Origin of the sequence: Micromonospora sp. Mcm103 (genome assembly GCF_024519755.1) — a bacterium.
GTDB classification, from domain to species: Bacteria; Actinomycetota; Actinomycetes; order Mycobacteriales; family Micromonosporaceae; genus Micromonospora; species Micromonospora aurantiaca.
The window spans coordinates 99,854-121,803 of the sequence record NZ_JALJRJ010000007.1; the positions used below are offsets into that span (position 1 = coordinate 99,854).

Here is a 21,950-nt window from a genome sequence, read left to right on the forward strand (position 1 = left end):
TCTCCCTCCTTCCGTCGGCACCGCCGCCGTGGGCCAGCGCCACGCCGGCGGTGTCGCCGTTTCGGGTGGGCTTTCGTCGTACGGACCGGTTAGCGTCCGGTGGTGACCTCGCCCCGATCGACCCCCTCCCGTGCCGGCGCCGGCCGCGGTCGCGCCGCGACCCGCGAACCCCGACCGGCCTACGAGTGCGACGCCTGCGGCCACCAGCCCCCGAAGTGGGTGGGCCGGTGCCCCGAGTGCGGCGAATGGGGCTCGGTGGTCGAGTGCACCGTCACCGGCCCGATGGTCTCCGGCCGGGTGGTCAGCTCGCGGATGCCGGCCGAGCCGGCCCGGCCGATCGCCACGATCAGCGCCGCGCCCGCCCGTGCGCGTCCCACCGGCGTGAGCGAGCTCGACCGGGTGCTCGGCGGCGGGCTGGTCCCCGGCGCGGTGGTGCTGCTCGCCGGTGAGCCCGGCGTGGGCAAGTCGACGCTGCTGCTCGACGTGGCCCAGCAGTGGGCGGCCGGGGCCGGCAGCCCGTCGCTGGTGGTCAGCGGCGAGGAGTCGGTCAGCCAGGTGCGGCTGCGCGCCGAGCGGATGGGCGCCCTGCACGACCAGCTCTACCTGGCCGCCGAGAGCGACCTGTCGGCGGTGCTCGGCCACCTCGACGCGGTCAAGCCGGGCCTGCTGGTGCTCGACTCGGTGCAGACCATCTCGACCACCGGCACCGAGGGCGTGCCCGGCGGCGTCACCCAGGTCCGCGCGGTCACCGCCGCCCTCGTCGCGGTCGCCAAGGAGCGCGGCATCGCCACCGTGCTGGTCGGGCACGTCACCAAGGACGGCCAGGTGGCCGGCCCCCGGGTGCTGGAGCACCTGGTCGACGTGGTGCTGCACTTCGAGGGCGACAAGCACTCCTCGCTGCGCATGGTGCGCGGCGTGAAGAACCGCTTCGGCGCGGCCGACGAGGTGGGCTGCTTCGAGATGCACGAGGGCGGCATCAGCAGCCTGGCCGACCCGTCCGGCCTGTTCCTGACCCGCTACTCCGAACCGGTGCCGGGCACCTGCGTGACGGTGGCGATGGAGGGGCGCCGGGCGCTGGTGACCGAGGTGCAGGCACTGATCGGCGCCACCGTCGCCGGCTCGCCGCGGCGTACCGTCTCCGGCCTCGACAGCGCCCGGCTCGCGATGGTCCTCGCGGTGCTCCAGCGCCGCACCGATCGGCTCACGCTGCACGACCGGGAGGTCTTCGCCGCCACCGTCGGCGGCATCCGGGTGGTGGAGCCGGCAGCCGACCTGGCGGTGGCGCTCGCTGTCGCCTCCGGCGGGCTCAACCTGGCGCTCAACCCGCACCTGGTGGCGATCGGCGAGGTGGGCCTGACCGGTGAGGTCCGCCGGGTCGGCGCGGTACCCCGCCGGCTGGCCGAGGCCGCCCGGCTCGGCTTCCGGCTGGCCCTCGTACCGCCCGGGTGCGGGCCCGAGAGCAGCGGCGCCGGGCCGGAGAACATGCGGGTGATCGAGGTCACCGACGTGCGGGCCGCCCTCCAGGCGGCCGCACGCGCGTCGGCGGAGTGACACGGTGGGCGTTTCCGGGCAGGCCACGCAGGCCGCACCGACCCGCCCGAGCCGGGCATCGTGACACATCACAGTAACCACGAGAGCACCCACCGCATGGCAGTCCGTAGACTGTGCCCGTGCCGATCGACCGCGATGCCACCAAGCCCGCAACGGCGACGCCGCACGCCCGTACCGGCGCCGTGACCGGCAACCCCGCTCGTGCCATCAGCGTGAGCGTCAACGGAAGCGTCGGCACCGGGGCCGGCGCCGATCCGCTGCGCGCCAACCTCGCCCTGATGGCTCCGGGCACCGCCCTGCGGGACGGCCTGGAACGGATCCTGCGCGGCCGCACCGGCGCGCTGATCGTGCTCGGCTACGACAAGGTGGTCGAGCAGATCTGCACCGGCGGCTTCCCGATGGACGTGGAGTTCTCCGCCACCCGGGTCCGGGAGCTGTGCAAGATGGATGGCGCTGTGGTGCTGTCCAGCGACGGCACCCGGATCGTGCAGGCCGGCGCACACCTGATGCCCGACCCGTCCATCCCCACCGAGGAGTCCGGCACCCGGCACCGCACCGCCGAGCGGGTGGCCCGGCAGACCGGCTATCCGGTCATCTCGGTCAGCCAGTCGATGCGGATCATCAGCCTCTACGTCAACGGCCAGCGGCACGTGCTGGACGACTCGGCGGCCATCCTGTCCCGCGCCAACCAGGCGCTCGCCACGCTGGAGCGCTACAAGCTGCGGCTGGACGAGGTCTCCGGCACGCTCTCCGCGCTTGAGATCGAGGATCTGGTCACCGTCCGCGACGCGGTGGCGGTGGTGCAGCGGCTGGAGATGGTCCGGCGGATCGCCGACGAGATCGCCGGCTACGTGGTGGAGCTGGGCACCGACGGCCGTCTGCTGGCCCTTCAGCTCGACGAGCTGATGGCCGGCGTGGACGCCGACCGCACCCTCGTCATCCGCGACTACCTGCCGACCGGCCGCAAGTCGCGCACGCTCGACGAGGCGCTCGTCGAACTCGACCTGCTCAGCGCCACCGAGCTCATCGACCTCGTGGCGGTGGCGAAGGCGATCGGCTACCCGTCCGCCTCCGACGCGCTCGACGCGGCGGTCAGCCCGCGCGGGTTCCGCCTGCTGGCGAAGGTACCCCGGCTGCCGGTCGCCGTGGTCGACCGGCTGGTGGTGCACTTCGGCAGCCTTCAGCGGCTGCTCGGCGCGACCGTGGAAGACCTCCAGGCGGTCGAGGGCGTGGGCGACGCCCGCGCCCGCGGCGTCCGCGAGGGCCTGTCCCGGCTCGCCGAGGCCAGCATCCTCGAACGGTACGTCTGACCGACCGCTCAGCCGGTGACGGTCAGCTTCACCGGCTCGCTGATCTTGGTGCCGACCCGGGCGAACACCTGGTACGCGCCGATCGCGGCGAACTCACCGCTCGCCAGCCCGTTCGCGCACTTGTTGTCCAGCCGGCCGTTCCAGCCCAGCTCGTAGGAGCGCTCGAAGTTCGGCGTGAACGACTGAACGTCCGAGCCCTTGCCGGTGCCGCAGGTGTCCGACGACCAGATCTTCTCCGCGCCCGACTTGACGTACAGCTCCTGGAGGTCGGCGCCGACGTCCCGGCTGCACGTACGGTTCGACACGTTCTTGACCTTGAGGCGCAGCGTGACCACAGTGCCCCGCTGGGCGGTGGCAGGAACCGCCACCGGGGTCACCAGCAGCTCGGAGTCGGTGCAGGTGCCGTCGTCGGAGACCGGCTGACCGGTCGCGCCGCCGTTGCCGGTCCCGCCCCCGTCGTTCCCACCCCCGCCGGTGTTCCCGCCGCCGTCGCCGGTACCGCCGGGTCCGGTGCCGCCGTTGTTCGCGCCACCGCCACCGGCGTCACCCGCCGTCGGTGACGGACTGCCCGACTGCGGGGTGAGCACCGAGCCGGACGGGTCGGGCTGCGCCCCGGCGGAACCGGTCGGCGACGGGTCGGTGCCCGGCGCGCCGGTGTTGCGGTCCGTACCGGTGCAGGAATACAACAGGACAATCAGGAAGAGCAGCCCCGCTCCGAGCACGACGGCACGACGCCGCCAGTACACGGCAGGGGGCAGGGGGCCGACCGTCAGACGCATGATGCGCCTACCGTAGCCGCGCGGCGCACGGCTCGCCGGTCCGACGCGCCGAGGACCCGCCGCCGTACGGCCACGCTCGTCCACACTGGATTCCGACCGCCACCGTCAGAGGTAGACCTTGCGCTGGTAGATCGCGTGCGCGCCGGCCACCCGGTCGAGGAAGAGCAGCCCGGCGCAGTGGTCGATCTCGTGCTGGAGCGCCCGCGCCTCGAAGCCGTCGGTCACCAGCCGGACCGGCTCGCCGCTGCCGGGAAGAGCGCCCTCGACCACCAGCCGGCTGGCCCGCTTGACGTCGCCGGTCAGGTCCGGCACCGACATGCAGCCCTCCCGGCCGGCCTTCCACCGGGACGCCTCGACCACGCGGGCGTTGCAGAGCACGAACGTGCCGTGCACGGTGACCGCCTTCGGATGCCCCGTCACGTCCACCGCGAACACCTGCGCGCTCACCCCGACCTGCGGCGCCGCCAGTCCCACGCAACCGGGCGAGACGCGCATGGTGGCCACCAGGTCGGCGGCGAGGCGCACCACCTCGGCAGATGTCGGGTCGACCTCCGGGCCGGGCCGGCTCAGCACCGGCTCCGGGGCGGTGACCACCGGCCGTACCGCGCCGGGGACGCCGAGCTTCTCCGGTGTCCAGCCGCCCAGGCCCGCGTACTCCGGCCCGGTCACAGCAGGTCCGTGTCCGCCGGGCGGAGGCTGACCCCCACGCCCAGCTCCGCGGCGACCCGGGTGAGCCGGCCGGCCACCTCGTCCGACACACCCGGCGGCAACTCGACCTCGGCGACCACCACGTACAGCGAACCGGTCAGCCGGGTGCTCAGGTCGGTCACGTTCCCGCCCGCGTCGGTCAGCACCCGGGTCATGGCCGCGACGATGCCCATCCGGTCGGCGCCGTGCACCGCGAGCACGTACGGCTCCCCGGTGGGCTCGCTGCCGCCGTCGGGCGTGACCGCGCGTACGGTCGCCAGCAGGTGCCCGTCGGCGGCGAGCGGGGCCAACTCGGCCTCGACGTCGGCGGCGGCCGGGCCCACGCAGATCAGGGTCATCGCGAAGTGTCCACGCAGCCGGGTCATCGTGGAGTCGGTGAGGTTCGCGCCGAGGCGGGCGAGGACCTCCGCGACGTCGGCCACGATGCCCGGCCGGTCCCGGCCGATGACGGTGATCGCGAGCTCGTTCATTCGGACATTCTGCCCCGTCGTCCATGATCGATCGCGACCGGCCACCCGGCCCGCCCAACCTGCGGGAAAGACAGCCGTGACATGATCGGCGGCGCGATGTCCGATCCCACATTCGCCACCCAGGTCAGCCGGTGGTACGAGCGCAACGCCCGCGACCTGCCCTGGCGCAAGCCCGGCATCGGTGCCTGGGCGATCCTGGTCAGCGAGGTCATGCTCCAGCAGACCCCTGTGGTCCGGGTGGTGCCCGCCTGGGAGGCGTGGCTGGCCCGCTGGCCCGAACCGCGCGCGCTCGCCGAGGACACCCCGGCCGAGGCCATCCGGATGTGGGGACGGCTCGGCTACCCCCGCCGGGCGGTACGCCTGCGCGAGTGCGCGGTGGCGATCGTGGAACGCCACGGTGGCGTGGTGCCCGACCGGCTCGACCAGTTGCTGGCGCTACCCGGCGTCGGCACGTACACGGCCCGCGCGGTCGCCGCGTTCGCGTACGGGCAGCGGCACCCGGTGGTCGACACGAACGTCCGGCGCGTGGTGTGCCGGGCGATCGCCGGTGAACCCGACGCCGGCCCCACCACCCGCCCGGCCGACCTGGTCGCCACCGAGGAACTGCTGCCGGCCGAGCCGGCCGCCGCCGCGCTCGCCAGCGCCGCGTTCATGGAACTCGGCGCCGTCGTCTGCACCGCCCGCGCGCCACGCTGCGCGATCTGCCCGGTCGAGTCGAGCTGCGCCTGGCGGGCCTCCGGGCAGGCCGCGCCTGAGGGACCGACCCGCCGGACGCAGCGCTACGCCGGCACCGACCGGCAGGTACGCGGACTGCTGCTCGCGGTGCTGCGGGAGTCCACCGGCCCGGTGCCGCACCAGCGGCTGGATCAGGTGTGGCACGACGACGTGCAGCGGGCGCGAGCGCTGGCCGGCCTGGTCACCGACGGCCTGGTGGAACCGGTGGGCGAGGCGTTCTTCCGCCTGGCCGGCGACGGCCCCGCCGTCCCCCTCCCCTGACGGCCCCCACCCCACCCACCCCGACCCCGCCTCCGCCTCCGCCCGCCCTCCGCCCGCCCTCGGCTCGCCCCGTTGATCATGAAGTTGGCGGCGACAAATGGGGCGCCAAGTGCGGTCAACCTCATGATCGACCACGGCAAGGGCGGGCGGGGAGGGCGAGGAGGGCGCGTGGGTAAGCGTGGGTGGGCGTGGGTGGGCGTGGGGAAGGCGACGGCCCCGGTGGCTTTCGCCTACCGGGGCCGTCGCCCTCGAACTGTGCGGACTTACGCGGCGTCGTCAGCGCCCGTGGCGGCGGTGCCGCCGAGGTCCGCCGGGACCGCGTCCGGCACGGCGTCCGGCCGGTCCGCGCCCCGGAAGACGAGCTTGGACTTGTCGATGTTCTCCGGGTCGCCCTCGCAGTCCACGACCACGATCTGACCCGGGGTCAGTTCGTTGAACAGGATCCGCTCGGACAGGTTGTCCTCGATGTCGCGCTGGATCGTGCGACGCAGCGGCCGCGCGCCCAGCACCGGGTCGAAGCCCTTCTTCGCGAGGTACTTCTTCGCGTTGTCGGTCAGCTCCAGGCCCATGTCCTTGTTGCGCAGCTGGGTCTCGATACGCTGGATCATGATGTCGACGATCGAGAGGATCTCGGTCTCGCGCAGCTGGTGGAAGACGATGGTGTCGTCGATCCGGTTCAGGAACTCGGGCCGGAAGTGCTGCTTGAGCTCGTCGTTGACCTTCTGCTTCATCCGGTCGTAGTTCGACTCGGAGTCCTCAGAGGCCTGGAAGCCCAGCGACACCGCCTTGGCGACGTCGCGCGTACCGAGGTTGGTGGTCAGGATGATGACCGTGTTCTTGAAGTCCACGATCCGGCCCTGGCCGTCGGTGAGGCGCCCGTCCTCCAGGATCTGGAGGAGCGTGTTGAACACGTCCGGGTGGGCCTTCTCGATCTCGTCGAAGAGGACCACCGAGAACGGCCGGCGACGCACCTTCTCGGTCAGCTGCCCGCCCTCGTCGTAGCCGACGTAGCCGGGAGGGGCACCGACGAGCCGGGACACCGTGTACCGGTCGTGGAACTCCGACATGTCGAGCTGGATGAGGGCGTCCTCGCTGCCGAACAGGAACTCGGCGAGCGCCTTGGACAGCTCGGTCTTACCGACGCCGGACGGGCCGGCGAAGATGAACGAGCCGGACGGGCGCTTCGGGTCCTTCAGGCCGGCCCGGGTACGCCGGATCGCCTTCGAGACCGCCTTGACCGCGTCCTCCTGGCCGATGACGCGCTTGTGCAGCTCGTCCTCCATGCGCAGCAGGCGCGAGGTCTCCTCCTCGGTCAGCTTGTAGACCGGGATGCCGGTCCAGTTGCCGAGCACCTCGGCGATCTGCTCGTCGTCGACCTCGCTGACGACGTCCAGGTCACCGGCCTTCCACTCCTTCTCCCGCTGCGCCTTCTGGCCCAGCAGCTGCTTCTCGGTGTCACGCAGCTGCGCGGCCCGCTCGAAGTCCTGCGCGTCGATCGCGGACTCCTTGTCGCGGCGCACCTGGGCGATGCGCTCGTCGAAGTCGCGCAGGTCCGGCGGCGCGGTCATCCGGCGGATCCGCATCCGGGCGCCCGCCTCGTCGATCAGGTCGATCGCCTTGTCCGGCAGGAACCGGTCGGAGATGTACCGGTCGGCGAGCGTCGCGGCGGCGACCAGGGCGGCGTCGGTGATGGAGACGCGGTGGTGCGCCTCGTAGCGGTCCCGCAGGCCCTTGAGGATCTCGATGGTGTGGGCCAGCGACGGCTCACCCACCTGGATCGGCTGGAAACGACGCTCCAGAGCGGCGTCCTTCTCCAGGTGCTTGCGGTACTCGTCGAGCGTGGTGGCGCCGATGGTCTGCAGCTCACCACGGGCCAGCATCGGCTTGAGGATGCTGGCGGCGTCGATCGCGCCCTCGGCCGCGCCCGCACCGACGAGCGTGTGGATCTCGTCGATGAACAGGATGATGTCGCCGCGGGTGCGGATCTCCTTGAGCACCTTCTTCAGGCGCTCCTCGAAGTCACCGCGGTAGCGAGAACCGGCGACCAGGGCACCGAGGTCGAGCGTGTAGAGCTGCTTGTCCTTCAGCGTCTCGGGCACCTCGCCCTTGATGATCTTCTGGGACAGGCCCTCCACCACGGCGGTCTTGCCGACGCCGGGCTCGCCGATCAGCACCGGGTTGTTCTTGGTGCGGCGGGACAGCACCTGCATGACCCGCTCGATCTCCTTCTCGCGCCCGATGACCGGGTCGAGCTTGCCCTCGCGGGCGGCCTGGGTCAGGTTGCGGCCGAACTGGTCCAGCACGAGGCTGGTCGACGGCGCGGCCTCACCCGGCGCGGCACCGGCGGCGGCCGGCTCCTTGCCCTGGTAGCCGGAGAGCAGCTGGATGACCTGCTGGCGGACCCGGTTCAGGTCGGCGCCCAGCTTCACCAGGACCTGGGCGGCGACGCCCTCGCCCTCGCGGATCAGGCCGAGCAGGATGTGCTCGGTGCCGATGTAGTTGTGGCCGAGCTGCAGCGCCTCGCGCAGCGACAGCTCCAGCACCTTCTTGGCCCGCGGCGTGAACGGGATGTGCCCGCTCGGCGCCTGCTGGCCCTGGCCGATGATCTCCTCGACCTGCTGACGCACGCCCTCCAGGGAGATGCCGAGGCTCTCCAGGGCCTTTGCCGCGACACCCTCACCCTCATGGATCAGGCCCAGCAGGATGTGTTCCGTACCGATGTAGTTGTGGTTGAGCATCCGGGCCTCTTCTTGGGCCAGGACGACAACCCGTCGCGCTCGGTCGGTGAACCGCTCGAACATGCCCTCGTGCTCCTCACGTGCCGTGCGCCTTGATGGTCAGATCTCGGCGGGGCCGGTGCGCGGACGTCCGGGACGGGCGTCCGTGCCTCCTTACTCTATCGCCGCGGACCGTCTCCGCTGAGGTCGTGTGCCCTCGCGAATGACCGTTCCGACGTCGTTTCTGACAACCGTCCACGCTCAGGAGGTGTTCCGGGGCCCCTGCCTGTACGCGCAGAGCGAAATTCGACCGGCACCCGAACGGCCGGTCGAGTGGACCGGAGGCGGCAACCGATGCGTCCGCCGGGTCGTCCACAGCCTGTGGATGAAGTCTCCACCGCCTGTGGACAACCGTCCCCGGCGGGGTTTCTTCCCGGCCGCCGCGACCGAGCCCGGCACGGTGGGCCGGACCGGACATCCGGCACCGGGCGACAGGACCGGGACGCGGTGGCGCAGCCGTGACAGCGGGCCGGAAACGGCGACGCCGGCCCGGAGTCGCACTCCGGTCCGGCGTCGCGTCGCCCGTGACGAGGGTGGGGTCAGTGCCCCGCCTTCGCGTGGTACTCGTCCACGATCTCCTGCGGGATCCGGCCCCGGTCGGAGATGTCCTTGCCGGCCTTCTTGGCCCATTCGCGGATGGCCCGGTTCTGCTCGCGGTCGGCGGTCGCGCCGCCCCGGCCCCGAGCGGCCCGGCCACCCACGACCACACCCCCGCGACCGACCTTCGTTCCGTTCGCGATGTACGGCGCGAATACGTCACGCAATTTACCGGCGTTGGATGCGGAGAGGTCGATCTCGTACTGCACACCGTCGAGCGCGAACTTGACGGTCTCGTCAGCGTCCCCGCCGTCCAGGTCATCGACCAGCTTGTGAATGATCTGCTTGGCCACGTCCCACATTCCTTTCGAGCAGGGTTGTACTCCTGCAATACTCCGAGCACAATAACCCGTCCGGCGCTTGTTCCGTCAATAGGACCGGGTAACGAGCCGGAGAAGGCTTGCGGGGGCGAGCGTCTACTCGGGCCGGACCAACGGGAACAGGATCGTTTCCCGAATTCCGAGCCCGGTCAGTGCCATCAGCAGCCGGTCGATTCCCATTCCCATGCCACCGGACGGTGGCATTCCATACTCCATCGCTCGGAGAAAATCCTCGTCCAGTCGCATCGCCTCGTCGTCCCCGCGCGCCGCGAGCTGCGCCTGGGCCACCAGCCGCTCCCGCTGCACGACCGGGTCGACCAGCTCCGAGTACGCGGTGCCCAGCTCGAATCCGAGCACATAGAGGTCCCACTTCTCGGCCAGGCCCGGCTCGCTGCGGTGGGCCCGGGTCAGCGGGCTGGTCTCCTCCGGGTAGTCCATGACGAACGTCGGCGCCTGAAGCGACGGCACGACCAGTTCCTCGAACAACTCCTCGGCCAGCTTGCCCGGTCCCCACTTCGGGTCGACGGAGAGACCGACCTTGTCCGCGTACTCGACCAGGCGTGCCCTTTCGGTGCGGACGGTGACCTCCTCACCGAGCGCTTCGGAAAGAACACCGAACAGCGACACCGACCGCCACTCGCCGCCCAGATCGAACTCACGGCCGTCGGCGTGCGTCACCACGGTCGAGCCGGCGACCGCCACTGCGGCCTGCTGTACGAGATTTCGGGTCAGCTCCGCCATCGTGTGGTAGTCGCCGTACGCCTGGTACGCCTCCAGCATCGCGAACTCGGGCGAGTGCGAAGAGTCGATGCCCTCATTACGGAAGTTGCGGTTGATCTCGAAGACGCGGTCCACGCCACCGACCACCGCGCGCTTGAGAAACAGTTCCGGCGCGATTCGCAGATACAGATCCGTGTCGAGCGCATTGCTGTGGGTCACGAATGGGCGTGCCGCCGCGCCGCCGTGCAGCAGTTGCAGCATCGGCGTCTCGACCTCGATGAAGTCCAGCCCGTGCAGGGTGTCGCGCAGGCTGCGGACGGCGGTGGCCCGGGTACGGACCATCTGCCGGGCCTGCGGCCGGACCACCAGGTCCACGTAGCGCTGGCGGACCCGGGACTCCTCGCTGAGCGGCTTGTGCGCCACCGGCAGCGGGCGCAGCGCCTTGGCGGTCACCGCCCACTCCTCGGCGAGAACGGACAGCTCGCCGCGCCGACTGGTGATCACCTCGCCGGTCACGCCGACGTGGTCGCCGAGGTCGACCAGGCGCTTCCAGTCCCCCAGCCGCTCCGCGCCGACCCGGTCCAGCGAGAGCATCGCCTGGACCTCGGTGCCGTCACCGTCCCGCAGCGTCGCGAAGCAGAGCTTGCCGGTGTTGCGGATGAAGATCACCCGGCCGGTGACCGAGACCCGGTCGCCGGTGGCGGTGTCGGTGGGCAGGTCGCCGTAGCGCTCGCGCAGCCGCGCGAGCGTCGTGGTGCGCGGGAAACCCACCGGGTACGGCTCGACGCCCTCGGCGAGCATCCGGTCCCGCTTCTCCCGGCGGACCTTCATCTGCTCCGGAAGGTCGTCGGCGGGGTCTGTTGGCAGGGCGTTCTGCTCGGTCACGGCACGCTTCCTCAGGCCTTGGGGACATCGGCGGGGTCAGCACATGAGCGTACTCAAGCGCCGTGGCGGCCGTTACGGGATAACCTGCCCGCCATGACCGACCCCACTGCGGCCCTCTCGTTCGGCGCCGCCGCGGCCGATTACGACCGGTTCCGCCCCCGCTATCCGGAGGCCGCGCTGCGCTGGGCGCTGGACGGGCTGCACGACGCCCGGGTGGTCGATCTCGGCGCCGGCACCGGCATCCTCACCCGCGGGCTCCTGGCGCTGACCGGGCCGGTGGCTCAGGTCGTACCCGTGGAACCTGATCCGGGGATGCGGGCGCAACTGGCCGCCGCGACGCCCGGCGCGACGGCGCTCGCCGGCAGCGCCGAGGCGGTGCCGCTGCCGGACGGGTCGGCGGACGCGGTGCTGGTCGGGCAGGCCTACCACTGGTTCGACAGGGAACGGGCGCACGCCGAGGTGGCCCGCGTGCTGCGCCCGGGCGGCACGTTCGCGCCGGTCTGGAACATCCGGGACGAGCGGGTCGGCTGGGTGGCGGAGGTGACCCGGATCGCCCACCTCGGCGACAACGCGGGCGACGTGACCCAGCGGTACGCGGACTTCGGTGCCGCCTTCACCGAGGTCGAGGTGGGCGAGTTCGCGCACGCCACCACGCTGACGCCGGACGAGGTGGTGGGCATGCTGCACACCCGCTCGTTCTGGCTGACCGCCGACGCGGACGAGCGGCGGCGGGTCGACGCGGAGCTGGCGGAGCTGTTCGCCTCCCACCCCGACCTGGCCGGGCGGGAGACCGTCGAGCTGCCCTACCGCACGTTCGTGCTCCGCGCCCGCCGCCGCTGACCTCAGACGTTGCGGTCGTAGACCATCCGCAGGCCGATCAGCGTGATCATCGGCTCGTGGTGGGTGATGGTGTGGCACTCACCGAGCACCAGCGAGGCCAGGCCGCCGGTGGCGATGACCGCCTTCACGCCGCCCAGTTCCTCGGACATCCGCTCGACGATCCGGTCCACCTGGCCGGCGAAGCCGAAGTAGAGCCCGGCCTGGAGGCACTCGACGGTGTTCTTGCCGATCACCGAACGCGGGCGGGTCGCCTCCACCTTGCGCAGCTGAGCGGCGCGGGCGGCGAGCGCGTCGAAGGAGATCTCGATGCCGGGCGCGAACGCACCGCCGAGGAACTCCCCCCGGCTGCTGACCAGGTCGAAGTTGGTGGTGGTGCCGAAGTCCACGACGATCGACGGCCCGCCGTAGAGCGTGTACGCGGCCAGCGTGTTCACCACCCGGTCCGCGCCCACCTCCTTCGGGTTGTCGATGGCGAGCTGTACGCCGGTCCGCACACCCGGCTCCACGATCACACTGGGCAAATCGGCGTAGTACCTGTCGAGCATGGTGCGCAGCGAGCGCAGCGCGGCCGGCACGGTCGAGCAGGCGGCCACGCCGGTGATCTCCACGGCGTCCCCGGCGAGCAGGCCGCGGAACATCAGACCCAGCTCGTCCGCTGTGGAACGGGCGTCGGTCTTGATCCGCCACGAATGCACCAGCTTGTCGCCGTCGAAGGTCGCCAGCACGGTGTTCGTGTTTCCGATGTCGATGCAGAGCAGCACAGCGGCAGCCTAGACGTCACGCAGGTCGAGGGCGATGTCCAGGATCGGCGAGGAGTGGGTGAGCGCGCCGACGGAGAGGAAGTCGACGCCCGTCGCGCCGTACTCGGCGGCCATCGGCAGCGTCAGCCCTCCGGTGGCCTCCAGCTCCGCCCGGTCGCCCACCGACGCCACCACCTCGCGCAGCTGCGCCGGGGTCATGTTGTCCAGCAGCAGGAACCGGGCGCCCGCCTCGACCGCCTCCACCGCCTCGGCCGGCGTGTCCACCTCCACCTGCACCGCGACGTCGGGGAACGCCTCCCGGACCCGGCGGAACGCGGCAGCGATCCCGCCCGCCGCGACCTTGTGGTTGTCCTTGATCATGGCGACGTCGTACAGGCCCATCCGCTTGTTGGTGCCGCCACCGGCCCGGACCGCGTACTTCTCCAGCGCCCGCAGGCCCGGCGTGGTCTTGCGGGTGTCCAGCACCATCGCCTTCGTGCCGGCCAGCGCGTCGGCCCAGGCCCGGGTGTGCGTCGCCACCCCGGACATGCGGGACAGCAGGTTCAGCGCCGTCCGCTCGGCGGTCAGCAGCAGCCGGGTCGGCCCGGTCACTGTCGCCAGCACGTCGCCGCGCGCCACCCGCTGCCCGTCGTGAGCCACGAGCGAGACCTCGACCGTACGCCCCGCGCCGGTCACCTCGCCGACCAGCTCGAACACGGCGGCGGCGACGGGCAGCCCGGCCACCACGCCGGCGGCGCGCGCCACCAGGTCGGCCGTGTCGTGCTGCTCGTCCGGGATGGTGGCCACGCTCGTCACGTCGAGGAAGTCGGGTCCGAGATCCTCGTGCAGCGTGTCGACGACGACGTGCCGGACCCACTCCGGGTCCAGGCCGCCGTCCCGCAACGCCCGCTCCGTCGACTCCCTCATGAGTGCTTCTCCTCCCAGCGCTCGGCCACCATGCCGTCCGTGCCCACCTCGGCCACCAGGTGGCCCAGCCACCGCTCGTCTGCCGTCGGGAAGTCCTCCCGCCAGTGGCAGCCCCGCGTCTCCTGGCGCGCGTACGCGGCCGCGACAAGCGTCGACGCCACGGTGAGCAGGTTCGTCGCCTCCCAGTCGGCGGTACGCGGCACGCCCCGGCCCGCGCCCAGCCCGGTGAGCGTGGCGGCGGTGGCTTCCAGCGTGTCCGCCGAGCGGAGCACGCCGGCGCCCCGCGTCATCGCCCGTTGCAGCTCCGCCGTGCCGGACGCCGGCACCAGCGCGCCCGGACCGCCCACCCAGGCGCCGGTCTCCGCCGGGCGGGCCTGCTCGGGCAGCCCGGCGGCGATGTCCTCGGCGATCCGGCGGGAGAAGACCAGCCCTTCCAGCAGCGAGTTGCTGGCCAGCCGGTTCGCGCCGTGCACGCCGGTGCAGGCGACCTCGCCGCAGGCGTACAGGCCGGGGATGGAGGTACGGCCTCGCAGGTCGGTCCGGACGCCGCCGGAGGCGTAGTGCGCGGCCGGCGCGACCGGGATCAGGTCGGTCGCCGGGTCCACGCCGATGGCCAGGCAGGACGCCACGATGGTGGGGAACCGCCGGGCCAGGAAGTCGCCGCCCAGGTGCCGGGCGTCCAGGAACACGTGGTCCGCGCCGGACGCGAGGAGCACCCGGTGGATGCCCTTCGCGACCACGTCCCGGGGTGCCAGCTCAGCCAGTTCGTGCTGGCCGACCATGAACCGCTTGCCGTCGCCGTCGACCAGGTGGGCGCCCTCGCCGCGCAGCGCCTCGGAGACCAGCGGCTGCTGGGCCAGCCCTGCGCCCGGGCCGCCCGCCGGCACGATGAGCGCAGTCGGGTGGAACTGGACGAACTCCACGTCGGTGACGGCAGCGCCCGCGCGCAACGCCAGCGCCACGCCGTCCCCGGTGGAGACCGCCGGGTTCGTGGTGGCGGCGAAGACCTGCCCCATGCCGCCGGTGGCGAGCACCACCGCGCGGCCGAGGATCGCGCCGACGCCGTCCTCGCTTCCCTCACCGAGCACGTGCAGCGTGATGCCGCAGGCCGGGCCGAGCCCGTCCGGTCCGTCGCCGGGTGCGCGCAGCAGGTCCAGCACCAGCGCGTGCTCGACCAGCCGGATCCACGGGTCGCGGCGGACCGCGTCGTGCAGCGCCCGCTGCACCTCCGCGCCGGTGGCGTCACCGCCCGCGTGCACGATCCGGTCGGCCCGGTGGCCGCCCTCCCGGGTCAGCATCAGCGAACCGTCCGGGTTGCGGTCGAACTCCGCCCCGATCCGCATCAGCTCGCGCAGCCGGGTCGGGCCCTCGGCCACCAGTGCGCGGACCGCCGCCGGGTCGCACAGGCCGACGCCGGCGACCTCCGTGTCGTACGCGTGCGCGTCCGGCGTGTCCGCCGGGTCCAGCACGGCGGCGATCCCGCCCTGCGCCCAGCGGGTCGAGCCCTCGTCCATGTCGACCTTGGTGACCACCGTGACGTGCAGGCCGGCCTCACGCAGGTGCAGCGCGGCGGTCAGCCCGGCCACGCCGGATCCGACCACGATCACGTCTGTCGTCTCCACCCAGCCGGGGGCGGGTGCGGCGAGCAGCCGGGGCAGCGCCGGCAGGTCGACGGTCGGTAGGTCCATGAGCACAGTCAACCCGAAGCGAACTCGACTCGGGCGCGGGGGGCGTGACGAGTGCCCTCGGCTACCTCGTCCGGCGCGGGAGGGCGGCCGGTCCGGCGCCCTTCAGTGAGGTGGTCACCGTCCGGTTGCTGAGCCACAGGTAGCAGCGCACGCCCCGGTCGCCGACCGCCCAGCGACCGGCGGCGGGCGGGCGGACCACCACGTCGCTGCGGTAACGCAGGAAAGCGTCGGCGGGCACCCCGGCGTAGCGGGCGATCACGCCGAAGCAGCCGTCGTAGAGCGGCACCCAGTCCTCCGGCTTCTTCGGGTACGGGCGGTCCGGCGCGGCCCACACGCCGACGAACTCGGCGTCGTGTGCGACAGCGCAGTCGACCGGGGTGAGCCGCTGCACGCGGCCCGCGTCCCGCCCGGTGCGCTGGCAGCCCAGCCGCAGCGGGGAGGGTGTCTTGAGCGCGTCACGCAGGCTGCCCGTCCGGGTGACCACGGTGGCCGCCGCCTCGACGGTGGTCAGCTCGGTGAGGTCGCACCGGTACCAGCGGGAGCCCGCCGTCCAGCCGGTGCCCGTCGGCACCGCCACCGCCAGCCGGAGCCGCCCGGCGCGCCAGTCGTCACCCACGTACCCGGCGGCCCGCTTGTCGCAGTCGGCGAACGCGGTACGCAGCTCGGGCGAGGCGAGCGGCGGCGGGGTGGGCCGGTCGGCGGTGAACGCCCCGACGTGCACGGTCTCCACCCGGTGCGGCAGCTCGCAGCCGACCGGCGCGTACGCGGCCAGGCCGATGCTCGGGGTGAAGTCGGCGACCTGGCAGACCCCGGCCGCCGGGGTGAACGGCCCGGGTGCGGCCATCGCGGCCCAGTCGTCGGTGAGGTCGCCGTCCAGCCCGCCGGTGCCCGCACAGCCGGTCAGGGCGGCGCTCGCGACAATCGCGGCGACCAGGAAGCTCATCGCACGGCGCATCGCGGCCTCCCCCAGCCGACGACCGTCGATCCCCGACGGTCCGCCCAGGGTAGCCGAAAATGACCTTCCGGTGACAGACCGCGTTCCCCGCCCGTCCGGCCCGCCCTCGCCCCCTCCCGCCCTCTCTCCCCCCGCCGATCTTGCGCTTGCCGCCCCGGCGAAAGGGGCGAACCGCCCGCGCCGAGGGCCGAAAGTGCAAGATCAACGGCGAGCGGGGGGGGCGACCCGGGAGGGTCAGCTGCGGGCGGCGGCCAGGGGGTTGGGGATGGGGGCGCCGGCGGTGCCGGGGGCCGCCGTGGTCGGGTCGGCGGTCAGGTCGACGACCTTGTTGTCGGCGTCCACGTGCACCACCTTCGGGCGGTACGTGCGGGCCTCGGCGTCGTCCATCTGCCCGTACGAGATCAGGATGACCAGGTCACCGGGGTGCACGAGGTGCGCGGCGGCGCCGTTGATGCCGATCACGCCGCTGCCCCGCCGCCCCGGGATCACGTACGTCTCCAGCCGGGCGCCGTTTGTGATGTCCACGATCGCCACCTGCTCGCCGGGGATCAGGTCCGCCGCGTCGAGCAGATCCTCGTCCACAGTCACCGAGCCGACGTAGTGCAGGTCGGCCTGGGTCACGGTGGCCCGATGGATCTTCGACTTGAGCATGGTCCGCAGCATCGGGGTGCCTTTCCGCATTCGTGGTGGGGTTCAGGGACGCGGCGCGAGGTGGATCGCCGTGTTGTCGATCAGGCGGGTGGCACCGACCCAGGCCGCGATCAGCAGCCGGGCCGGGCCGGCGACCGGGCCGGGTTCCAGCTCGGTGTCGGTGAGCACCAGGTAGTCCAGGCGGGCGTCCGGCGCGTCGAAGGCCCGGTGCGCGGCGGCCAGCACCTCGCCCGCGTCCTCACCCCGCTCGGCCGCCGTCGCGCCGGCCCGCAACGCGGCGGACAGGCTCAGCGCGGTCTCCCGCTCGGCCGCCGACAGGTACCGGTTGCGGCTGGACATGGCCAGCCCGTCCGGTTCCCGTACGGTCGGCAGGCCGACGATCTCGGTCGGCACGTCGAGGTCGCGGACCATCCGGCGGACCAGGGTGAGCTGCTGGTAGTCCTTCTCGCCGAAGAACGCCAGGTCGGGGCGGGTGAGCTGGAGCAGCTTCATCACCACGGTGAGCACGCCGTGGAAGAAGCCGGGACGGCTCAGGCCCTCCAGGTCCTCGCCGAGCGGCCCCGGGTCGAGCCGCACCGTCGGGCGGCCCTCCGGGTACATCTCGGTCACCGAGGGCGCGAACACCACGTCCACCCCGGCCCGGCGGCAGATCTCCAGGTCGGAGTCGAGCGTGCGTGGGTAGCGGTCGAAGTCCTCGTTCGGGCCGAACTGCAGCGGGTTCACGAAGATCGTGACGATGACGTGGTCGGCGCGCTCGCGGGCGGCCCGCAGCAGTGCCTCGTGCCCGGCGTGCAGCGCGCCCATGGTCATCACCACGCCGACCGGGCCGGCCATCGCCTCGCGCGCGGCCGCCAGTTCCTTGCGCGTGTGCAGCACCTCGGCCATCAGGCCGCCACCTCGATTCCGTCGAGCACGTTGCGCAGCGCGGCCGCGTCCGCCGGGCGGAGGCGGCCGACCGCGACGGCACGATCCGCCGTCCGTCGTGCCAACGCCAGATACGCGGGTACGGATTCCGGCGCGGTCCGCGCCAGCCGGTCCAGATGCCGGCGTACGGTGCCCGCGTCACCGCGCGACACCGGGCCGGTGAGGGCGTCGTCGCCCAGCCGCAGCGCGTTCTCCAGCGCGGCCCGCAGCAGCGGGGCGAGCACCTTCTCCGGCCGCTCCACCCCGGCGTCACGCAGCCGGTCGGCGGCCTCGTTGACGAGCGTCACCAGGTGGTTCGCGCCGTGCGCGAGCGCCGCGTGGTAGAGCGGCCGGTCGTTCTCACCGACCCACTCCGGTACGCCGCCCAGGTCCGCCACCAGCCGGGCCGCGAACGGGCGCAGCTCGGCCGGGGCGGTCACCCCGTAGGAGATGCCCGGCAGGCGGGACAGGTCGTCCGGCGTACCGGTGAAGGTCATCGCGGGGTGCAGCGCGAGCGGCCGGGCGCCCGCCTCGACGGCCGGGGCCAGCGCGGCGAGCCCGTGCGCGCCGGACGTGTGCGCCACCACCTGGCCGGGGCGCAGCGCGCCGCTCGCGGCCAGGTCGGCGACCACGCCCGCCAGCGCGTCGTCCGGGACCGCGACGATCAGCAGGTCAGTGGCGGCACGCGCCACCTCGGACGCGGTGCGGTGCGGGGTCTGCGGCAGCAGCAGCGCCAGCCGGGCCCGTGTCGCGCCCGAGGCGCCGGACGCGGCGACCACCCGGTGGCCGGCGGCGGCGAGGGCCGCGCCCAGCACGGCGCCGACCCGGCCGGCGCCGAGGACGCCGACGGCGAGGGTACGCGGGAAGACGAGCGGGGCAGCGGTGGCCCGGGGGCGCAGCGGTGCGCTCATGGCAGCGATCCAGTCCTCGAAGGGGGTACCGGTCGATGGCAAGTATGCGCCCGGGTGACAGACCCGGAACAAGAAGGTGTGAAAACCTTCACCGACCGCCGGAAGCGGCTGCTGCGGTGGCGGGCAAACCGCCCTTTCGGGTACGTCCCGTAGGGTCGGCACGGTGACCACCCCGCTGCGCTGGCGCGACGCGATGGAGCGGGCGCTGTACGGGCCGGACGGCTTCTTCGTCTCCGGCGCCGGGCCCGCCGCGCACTTCCGCACGAGCGTGCACGCCTCACCCGTCTTCGCCGCCTGCATGCTGCGGCAGCTCGAGACGGTGGACGCGGCGCTGGGGCACCCGGCCCGGCTGGACGTGGTGGACGTGGGCGCGGGCCGGGGCGAACTCCTCCGGGCCCTGCTGTCCCAGGCCGCACCCGAACTGGCCGCCCGGCTCCACCCGGTGGCAGTGGAGCTGTCGCCCCGCCCGGCCGATCTGCCGCCGCAGATCGACTGGCAGGCCGACATCCCCGACGGGATGACCGGCCTGCTCCTGGCCACCGAGTGGCTGGACAACGTCCCGGTGGACGTGGCGGTCCACACCCGGACAGGCTGGCGCCTCCTCCTGGTGAACCCGAAAACCGGCGAGGAGACCCTGGGTCCCGCCCCCTCCCGCACCGAAATCACCTGGCTGGCCCACTGGTGGCCCCCGGCCCCCACCCCGCCGCCCACCCCGTTGATCAAGGACTTTGCGGCGGCGGGGGGCCTGGATCAGGACACGAACTCCTTGATCAACGCCGAGGGCATGGGCGGGAGCGAGGGCGAGGGTGGGGTCGGTGGGAGGGCGGAGATCGGGTCGGGACGGGATCTGGCCTGGGCCGGGGCTGTGGGGAAGGTGGCGCGGGGGGTGGCGCTTGCGGTGGACTACGGGCATCTGCGGGACTCGCGTCCCCTGGACGGGACGTTGACCGGGTATCGGGGTGGGCGGCAGGTGCCGCCGGTCCCGGACGGGTCGTGCGACGTGACGGCGCACGTCGCCATGGACTCGGTCGCCTCCGCCGGTGAGCGGGTCGCGCGGTGCGCGTACTCCCTGGTCTCTCAGCGGGAGGCGCTGCGGGCGCTCGGGGCCGACGGCGGGCGGCCGCCGCTGAGCCTGGCCTCTCGCGACCCGGCCGGCTACCTGCGGGCGCTGGCCACGGCCTCGGCGGCGGCCGAACTGACCGACCCGGCCGGGCTCGGCGGGCACCTGTGGCTGCGGCAGCCGGTCGGCGTCGCGCTCGACGCGGTCGTGGCACGATGACGGGCATGACCACGGACGCCGCCGACCTCCGCGAGCTGACAGTCGGTACCGGCGCCGGCGGTGAGCAGCTCGGCACCGACATGGTGCTCAACATCGGGCCGCAACACCCCTCGACGCACGGCGTGCTGCGGCTGAAGCTGGTGCTCGACGGGGAGCGGGTGGTCGCCGCCGAACCGATCGTCGGTTACATGCACCGGGGGGCGGAGAAGCTCTTCGAGGTACGCGACTACCGGCAGATCATCGTGCTGGCGAACCGGCACGACTGGCTGTCGGCGTTCTCCAACGAGCTGGGCGTGGTGCTCGCGGTCGAGCGGCTGATGGGCATGGAGGTGCCGGAACGCGCCACCTGGCTGCGGATGGCGCTGGCCGAGCTGAACCGGGTGCTCAACCACCTGATGTTCCTCGGCTCGTACCCGCTGGAGATCGGCGCGATCACGCCGATGTTCTACGCGTTCCGGGAACGGGAGACCATCCAGGCCGTGATGGAGGAGGTCTCCGGCGGCCGGATCCACTACATGTTCAACCGGGTCGGCGGCCTGAAGGAGGAGGTGCCGTCCGGCTGGACCGGGCGCGCCCGCGCCGCCATCGCCGAGGTACGCCGCCGGATGCCGGACCTGGACAACCTGATCCGGCGCAACGAGATCTTCCTGGCCCGTACCGTCGGGGTCGGCGTGCTCTCCGCCGCCGACGCCGCCGCGTTCGGCGCGTCCGGGCCGGTCGCCCGCGCCTCCGGGCTCGACCTCGACCTGCGCCGCGACGAGCCGTACCTGGCCTACGACCAGCTCGACGTGCCGGTGGTGACGAAGACCGCCGGTGACTGTCACGCCCGCTTCGAGGTGCTGCTCGACCAGGTGTACGTCTCGCTCGACCTCGCCGAGCAGTGCCTGGACCGGGTGGACCGGATCAGCGGGCCGGTGAACACGCGGCTGCCGAAGGTGCTGAAGGCGCCCGAGGGGCACACGTACGCCTGGACCGAGAACCCGCTCGGCATCAACGGCTACTACCTGGTGTCCCGGGGCGAGAAGACGCCGTGGCGGATGAAGCTGCGCACCGCCTCGTACGCGAACGTGCAGGCGCTGTCGTCGCTGCTGCCCGGCTGCCTGGTGCCGGACCTGATCGCCATCCTCGGCTCGATGTTCTTCGTGGTGGGCGACATCGACAAGTAACGGCGGGGGCAGCGCCAGCGGTCTGCGGTGTCCCGGTACGGCCGGCCGTGTGCGCCGTGCTCCGGACTCCGCCACTCCGGTTCCGCCGGACGCAATTCCGGCTCGGGCCGACGCCACTGCTCCGGTTCGGGTTGACGCGCTTCCGGCTGACGCCAATTCGGTTCTGGCTGCCGCGCTTCCGGCTGACGCCACTCCGGTTCGGCCTGGTGCCGGTCCGGTTCCGGCTGATTCCACTCCGGTTCGGGCCGGTGCCACTCCGGCGGCGGCTGACGCCATTCCGGCTGGCCGCTGCGCTGCGTCGGCGGCCGCCACTCGTCCGGCACCGGCACCCCACCGGCCGGCAGCGCCGGGTGGCTCTCCCTCTCCCCGGACCAGCGGTCGTCGGTTCCGTCCGGCCCGCTCGCGTCCGGCCTGCCGCCGCGCACCGACGCCCACCGGTCCTCGACCCGGTACTCGGTACCGCCACCGTCGGCGTGCACTGCGGCCCGCCGTTCCCCGAGCCGGATCTCCCGGGCGTCACCGTCGTCGCGTACCGCTGCCCACCGATTGCCGGCCCGCATCTCGGACCACTGGTCGCCGCCGGCGCCCGCCCGGTCCGCCGGTTCGCCCGCCGCCGACGCCGGCCAGGTACTCGCCGCCCGGCCTGCCCGGTCCTCACCAGCGCCGGACCACTGCTGCCCCTCCGCTGCCGTCCGGCCCTGGTCGTGGCCGCTCGACCAACCGCCCCCGGCGGTACGCCCCGCCCAGCCCTGCTCCCCACCGGCGGCCCGGCCGACA

Annotated in this window: 19 protein-coding genes; 6 read left to right on the top strand and 13 right to left on the bottom strand. The window is 72.9% G+C overall.

All coding sequences use genetic code 11. The features are described 5' to 3' along the window. The first annotated feature begins 99 nt into the window (after positions 1-99). Both radA and disA read left to right on the top strand, forming a co-directional pair. A complete protein-coding gene (gene radA, locus OC439_RS11410; RefSeq protein WP_410054908.1) occupies positions 100-1,551 on the top strand; it encodes a DNA repair protein RadA in 1,452 nt (483 codons plus the stop codon). A gap of 119 nt (positions 1,552-1,670) precedes the next feature. Then, the gene (disA, locus tag OC439_RS11415) at positions 1,671-2,861 is read left to right on the top strand and encodes a DNA integrity scanning diadenylate cyclase DisA (protein WP_262013383.1); all 1,191 of its coding nucleotides are present in this window, start codon (positions 1,671-1,673) and stop codon (positions 2,859-2,861) included. An 8-nt stretch (positions 2,862-2,869) separates the two neighbouring features. On the opposite strand, the gene OC439_RS11420 is transcribed toward disA, so the two are convergent. The 3 genes from OC439_RS11420 to OC439_RS11430 all read right to left on the bottom strand — a co-directional run bounded on the left by OC439_RS11420 (position 2,870) and on the right by OC439_RS11430 (position 4,818). Continuing rightward, a complete protein-coding gene (locus tag OC439_RS11420) occupies positions 2,870-3,640 on the bottom strand; it encodes a hypothetical protein (protein WP_262013384.1) in 771 nt (256 codons plus the stop codon). Between the two features lie 105 nt (positions 3,641-3,745). Further along, entirely contained in the window at positions 3,746-4,309 is a 564-nt protein-coding gene (locus OC439_RS11425) for a peptide deformylase (protein ID WP_091047297.1), read from the bottom strand. Beyond that, positions 4,306-4,818, bottom strand: a complete 513-nt coding sequence (locus tag OC439_RS11430; protein WP_262013385.1) for a glycine cleavage system protein R — start codon at positions 4,816-4,818, stop codon at positions 4,306-4,308. Before OC439_RS11430 ends, OC439_RS11425 begins: the two co-directional genes overlap by 4 nt. Before the next feature lie 96 nt (positions 4,819-4,914). Here OC439_RS11430 and OC439_RS11435 point away from each other — a divergent pair, with 96 nt between their 5' ends. Then, positions 4,915-5,814 carry an A/G-specific adenine glycosylase gene (locus tag OC439_RS11435; protein ID WP_262013386.1) on the top strand — a complete coding sequence of 300 codons (900 nt, stop codon included), beginning with the start codon at positions 4,915-4,917 and terminating at the stop codon, positions 5,812-5,814. Between the two features lie 263 nt (positions 5,815-6,077). Here OC439_RS11435 and OC439_RS11440 read toward each other — a convergent pair whose 3' ends face one another. The 3 genes from OC439_RS11440 to lysS form a co-directional block, all read right to left on the bottom strand. Beyond that, a complete protein-coding gene (locus OC439_RS11440) occupies positions 6,078-8,615 on the bottom strand; it encodes an ATP-dependent Clp protease ATP-binding subunit (protein ID WP_064446770.1) in 2,538 nt (845 codons plus the stop codon). Between the two features lie 515 nt (positions 8,616-9,130). Then, on the bottom strand, positions 9,131-9,481 hold the full coding sequence (locus tag OC439_RS11445) for a histone-like nucleoid-structuring protein Lsr2 (protein ID WP_013288952.1): 351 nt from the start codon (positions 9,479-9,481) through the stop codon (positions 9,131-9,133). A gap of 123 nt (positions 9,482-9,604) precedes the next feature. Beyond that, entirely contained in the window at positions 9,605-11,113 is a 1,509-nt protein-coding gene (gene lysS, locus OC439_RS11450) for a lysine--tRNA ligase (RefSeq protein WP_262013387.1), read from the bottom strand. 93 nt (positions 11,114-11,206) lie between these two features. On the opposite strand from lysS, the gene OC439_RS11455 reads away from it, so the two are divergent. Next, positions 11,207-11,953, top strand: coding sequence for a class I SAM-dependent methyltransferase (locus OC439_RS11455; RefSeq protein ID WP_262013388.1), 747 nt, complete (start codon positions 11,207-11,209; stop codon positions 11,951-11,953). Positions 11,954-11,955: 2 nt separating this feature from the next. Here the strand turns inward: OC439_RS11455 and OC439_RS11460 are convergent, their stop codons facing one another. The 7 genes from OC439_RS11460 to OC439_RS11490 form a co-directional block, all read right to left on the bottom strand. Further along, positions 11,956-12,714: a type III pantothenate kinase gene (locus tag OC439_RS11460; RefSeq protein ID WP_013288955.1), complete on the bottom strand. Its 759-nt coding sequence runs from the start codon at positions 12,712-12,714 to the stop codon at positions 11,956-11,958. A 9-nt stretch (positions 12,715-12,723) separates the two neighbouring features. Then, on the bottom strand, positions 12,724-13,620 hold the full coding sequence (gene nadC, locus OC439_RS11465) for a carboxylating nicotinate-nucleotide diphosphorylase (protein WP_262013389.1): 897 nt from the start codon (positions 13,618-13,620) through the stop codon (positions 12,724-12,726). Then, the gene (locus tag OC439_RS11470) at positions 13,617-15,308 is read right to left on the bottom strand and encodes an L-aspartate oxidase (protein WP_262013390.1); all 1,692 of its coding nucleotides are present in this window, start codon (positions 15,306-15,308) and stop codon (positions 13,617-13,619) included. The genes nadC and OC439_RS11470 overlap by 4 nt, the downstream gene beginning before the upstream one ends. Before the next feature lie 61 nt (positions 15,309-15,369). Next, a complete protein-coding gene (locus OC439_RS11475; RefSeq protein WP_262013391.1) occupies positions 15,370-16,263 on the bottom strand; it encodes a septum formation family protein in 894 nt (297 codons plus the stop codon). A 234-nt stretch (positions 16,264-16,497) separates the two neighbouring features. Beyond that, positions 16,498-16,926 carry an aspartate 1-decarboxylase gene (gene panD, locus OC439_RS11480; protein WP_262013392.1) on the bottom strand — a complete coding sequence of 143 codons (429 nt, stop codon included), beginning with the start codon at positions 16,924-16,926 and terminating at the stop codon, positions 16,498-16,500. Positions 16,927-16,956: 30 nt separating this feature from the next. Then, positions 16,957-17,799: a pantoate--beta-alanine ligase gene (gene panC, locus OC439_RS11485; protein ID WP_262013393.1), complete on the bottom strand. Its 843-nt coding sequence runs from the start codon at positions 17,797-17,799 to the stop codon at positions 16,957-16,959. Continuing rightward, a complete protein-coding gene (locus OC439_RS11490; protein WP_262013394.1) occupies positions 17,799-18,728 on the bottom strand; it encodes a Rossmann-like and DUF2520 domain-containing protein in 930 nt (309 codons plus the stop codon). Before OC439_RS11490 ends, panC begins: the two co-directional genes overlap by 1 nt. A 193-nt stretch (positions 18,729-18,921) precedes the next feature. Between OC439_RS11490 and OC439_RS11495 the strand changes: the two genes are divergently transcribed. Next, positions 18,922-20,007: an SAM-dependent methyltransferase gene (locus OC439_RS11495; protein WP_262013478.1), complete on the top strand. Its 1,086-nt coding sequence runs from the start codon at positions 18,922-18,924 to the stop codon at positions 20,005-20,007. Next, entirely contained in the window at positions 20,004-21,173 is a 1,170-nt protein-coding gene (locus OC439_RS11500) for an NADH-quinone oxidoreductase subunit D (RefSeq protein WP_013288963.1), read from the top strand. The genes OC439_RS11495 and OC439_RS11500 overlap by 4 nt, the downstream gene beginning before the upstream one ends. The last annotated feature ends 777 nt before the right edge of the window (positions 21,174-21,950 follow it).

Coding starts and splice junctions, on each gene's coding strand:
- OC439_RS11455 (WP_262013388.1), top strand. CDS start 11,207: ATGACCGACCCCACTGCGGCCCTCTCGTTCGGCGCCGCCGCGGCCGAT.
- panC (WP_262013393.1), bottom strand. CDS start 17,799: ATGGCCGAGGTGCTGCACACGCGCAAGGAACTGGCGGCCGCGCGCGAG.
- OC439_RS11500 (WP_013288963.1), top strand. CDS start 20,004: ATGACGGGCATGACCACGGACGCCGCCGACCTCCGCGAGCTGACAGTC.
- OC439_RS11420 (WP_262013384.1), bottom strand. CDS start 3,640: ATGCGTCTGACGGTCGGCCCCCTGCCCCCTGCCGTGTACTGGCGGCGT.
- nadC (WP_262013389.1), bottom strand. CDS start 13,620: ATGAGGGAGTCGACGGAGCGGGCGTTGCGGGACGGCGGCCTGGACCCG.
- OC439_RS11475 (WP_262013391.1), bottom strand. CDS start 16,263: ATGCGCCGTGCGATGAGCTTCCTGGTCGCCGCGATTGTCGCGAGCGCC.
- OC439_RS11440 (WP_064446770.1), bottom strand. CDS start 8,615: ATGTTCGAGCGGTTCACCGACCGAGCGCGACGGGTTGTCGTCCTGGCC.
- OC439_RS11430 (WP_262013385.1), bottom strand. CDS start 4,818: ATGAACGAGCTCGCGATCACCGTCATCGGCCGGGACCGGCCGGGCATC.
- OC439_RS11495 (WP_262013478.1), top strand. CDS start 18,922: ATGGAGCGGGCGCTGTACGGGCCGGACGGCTTCTTCGTCTCCGGCGCC.
- panD (WP_262013392.1), bottom strand. CDS start 16,926: ATGCTGCGGACCATGCTCAAGTCGAAGATCCATCGGGCCACCGTGACC.
- OC439_RS11435 (WP_262013386.1), top strand. CDS start 4,915: ATGTCCGATCCCACATTCGCCACCCAGGTCAGCCGGTGGTACGAGCGC.
- OC439_RS11490 (WP_262013394.1), bottom strand. CDS start 18,728: ATGAGCGCACCGCTGCGCCCCCGGGCCACCGCTGCCCCGCTCGTCTTC.
- OC439_RS11470 (WP_262013390.1), bottom strand. CDS start 15,308: ATGGACCTACCGACCGTCGACCTGCCGGCGCTGCCCCGGCTGCTCGCC.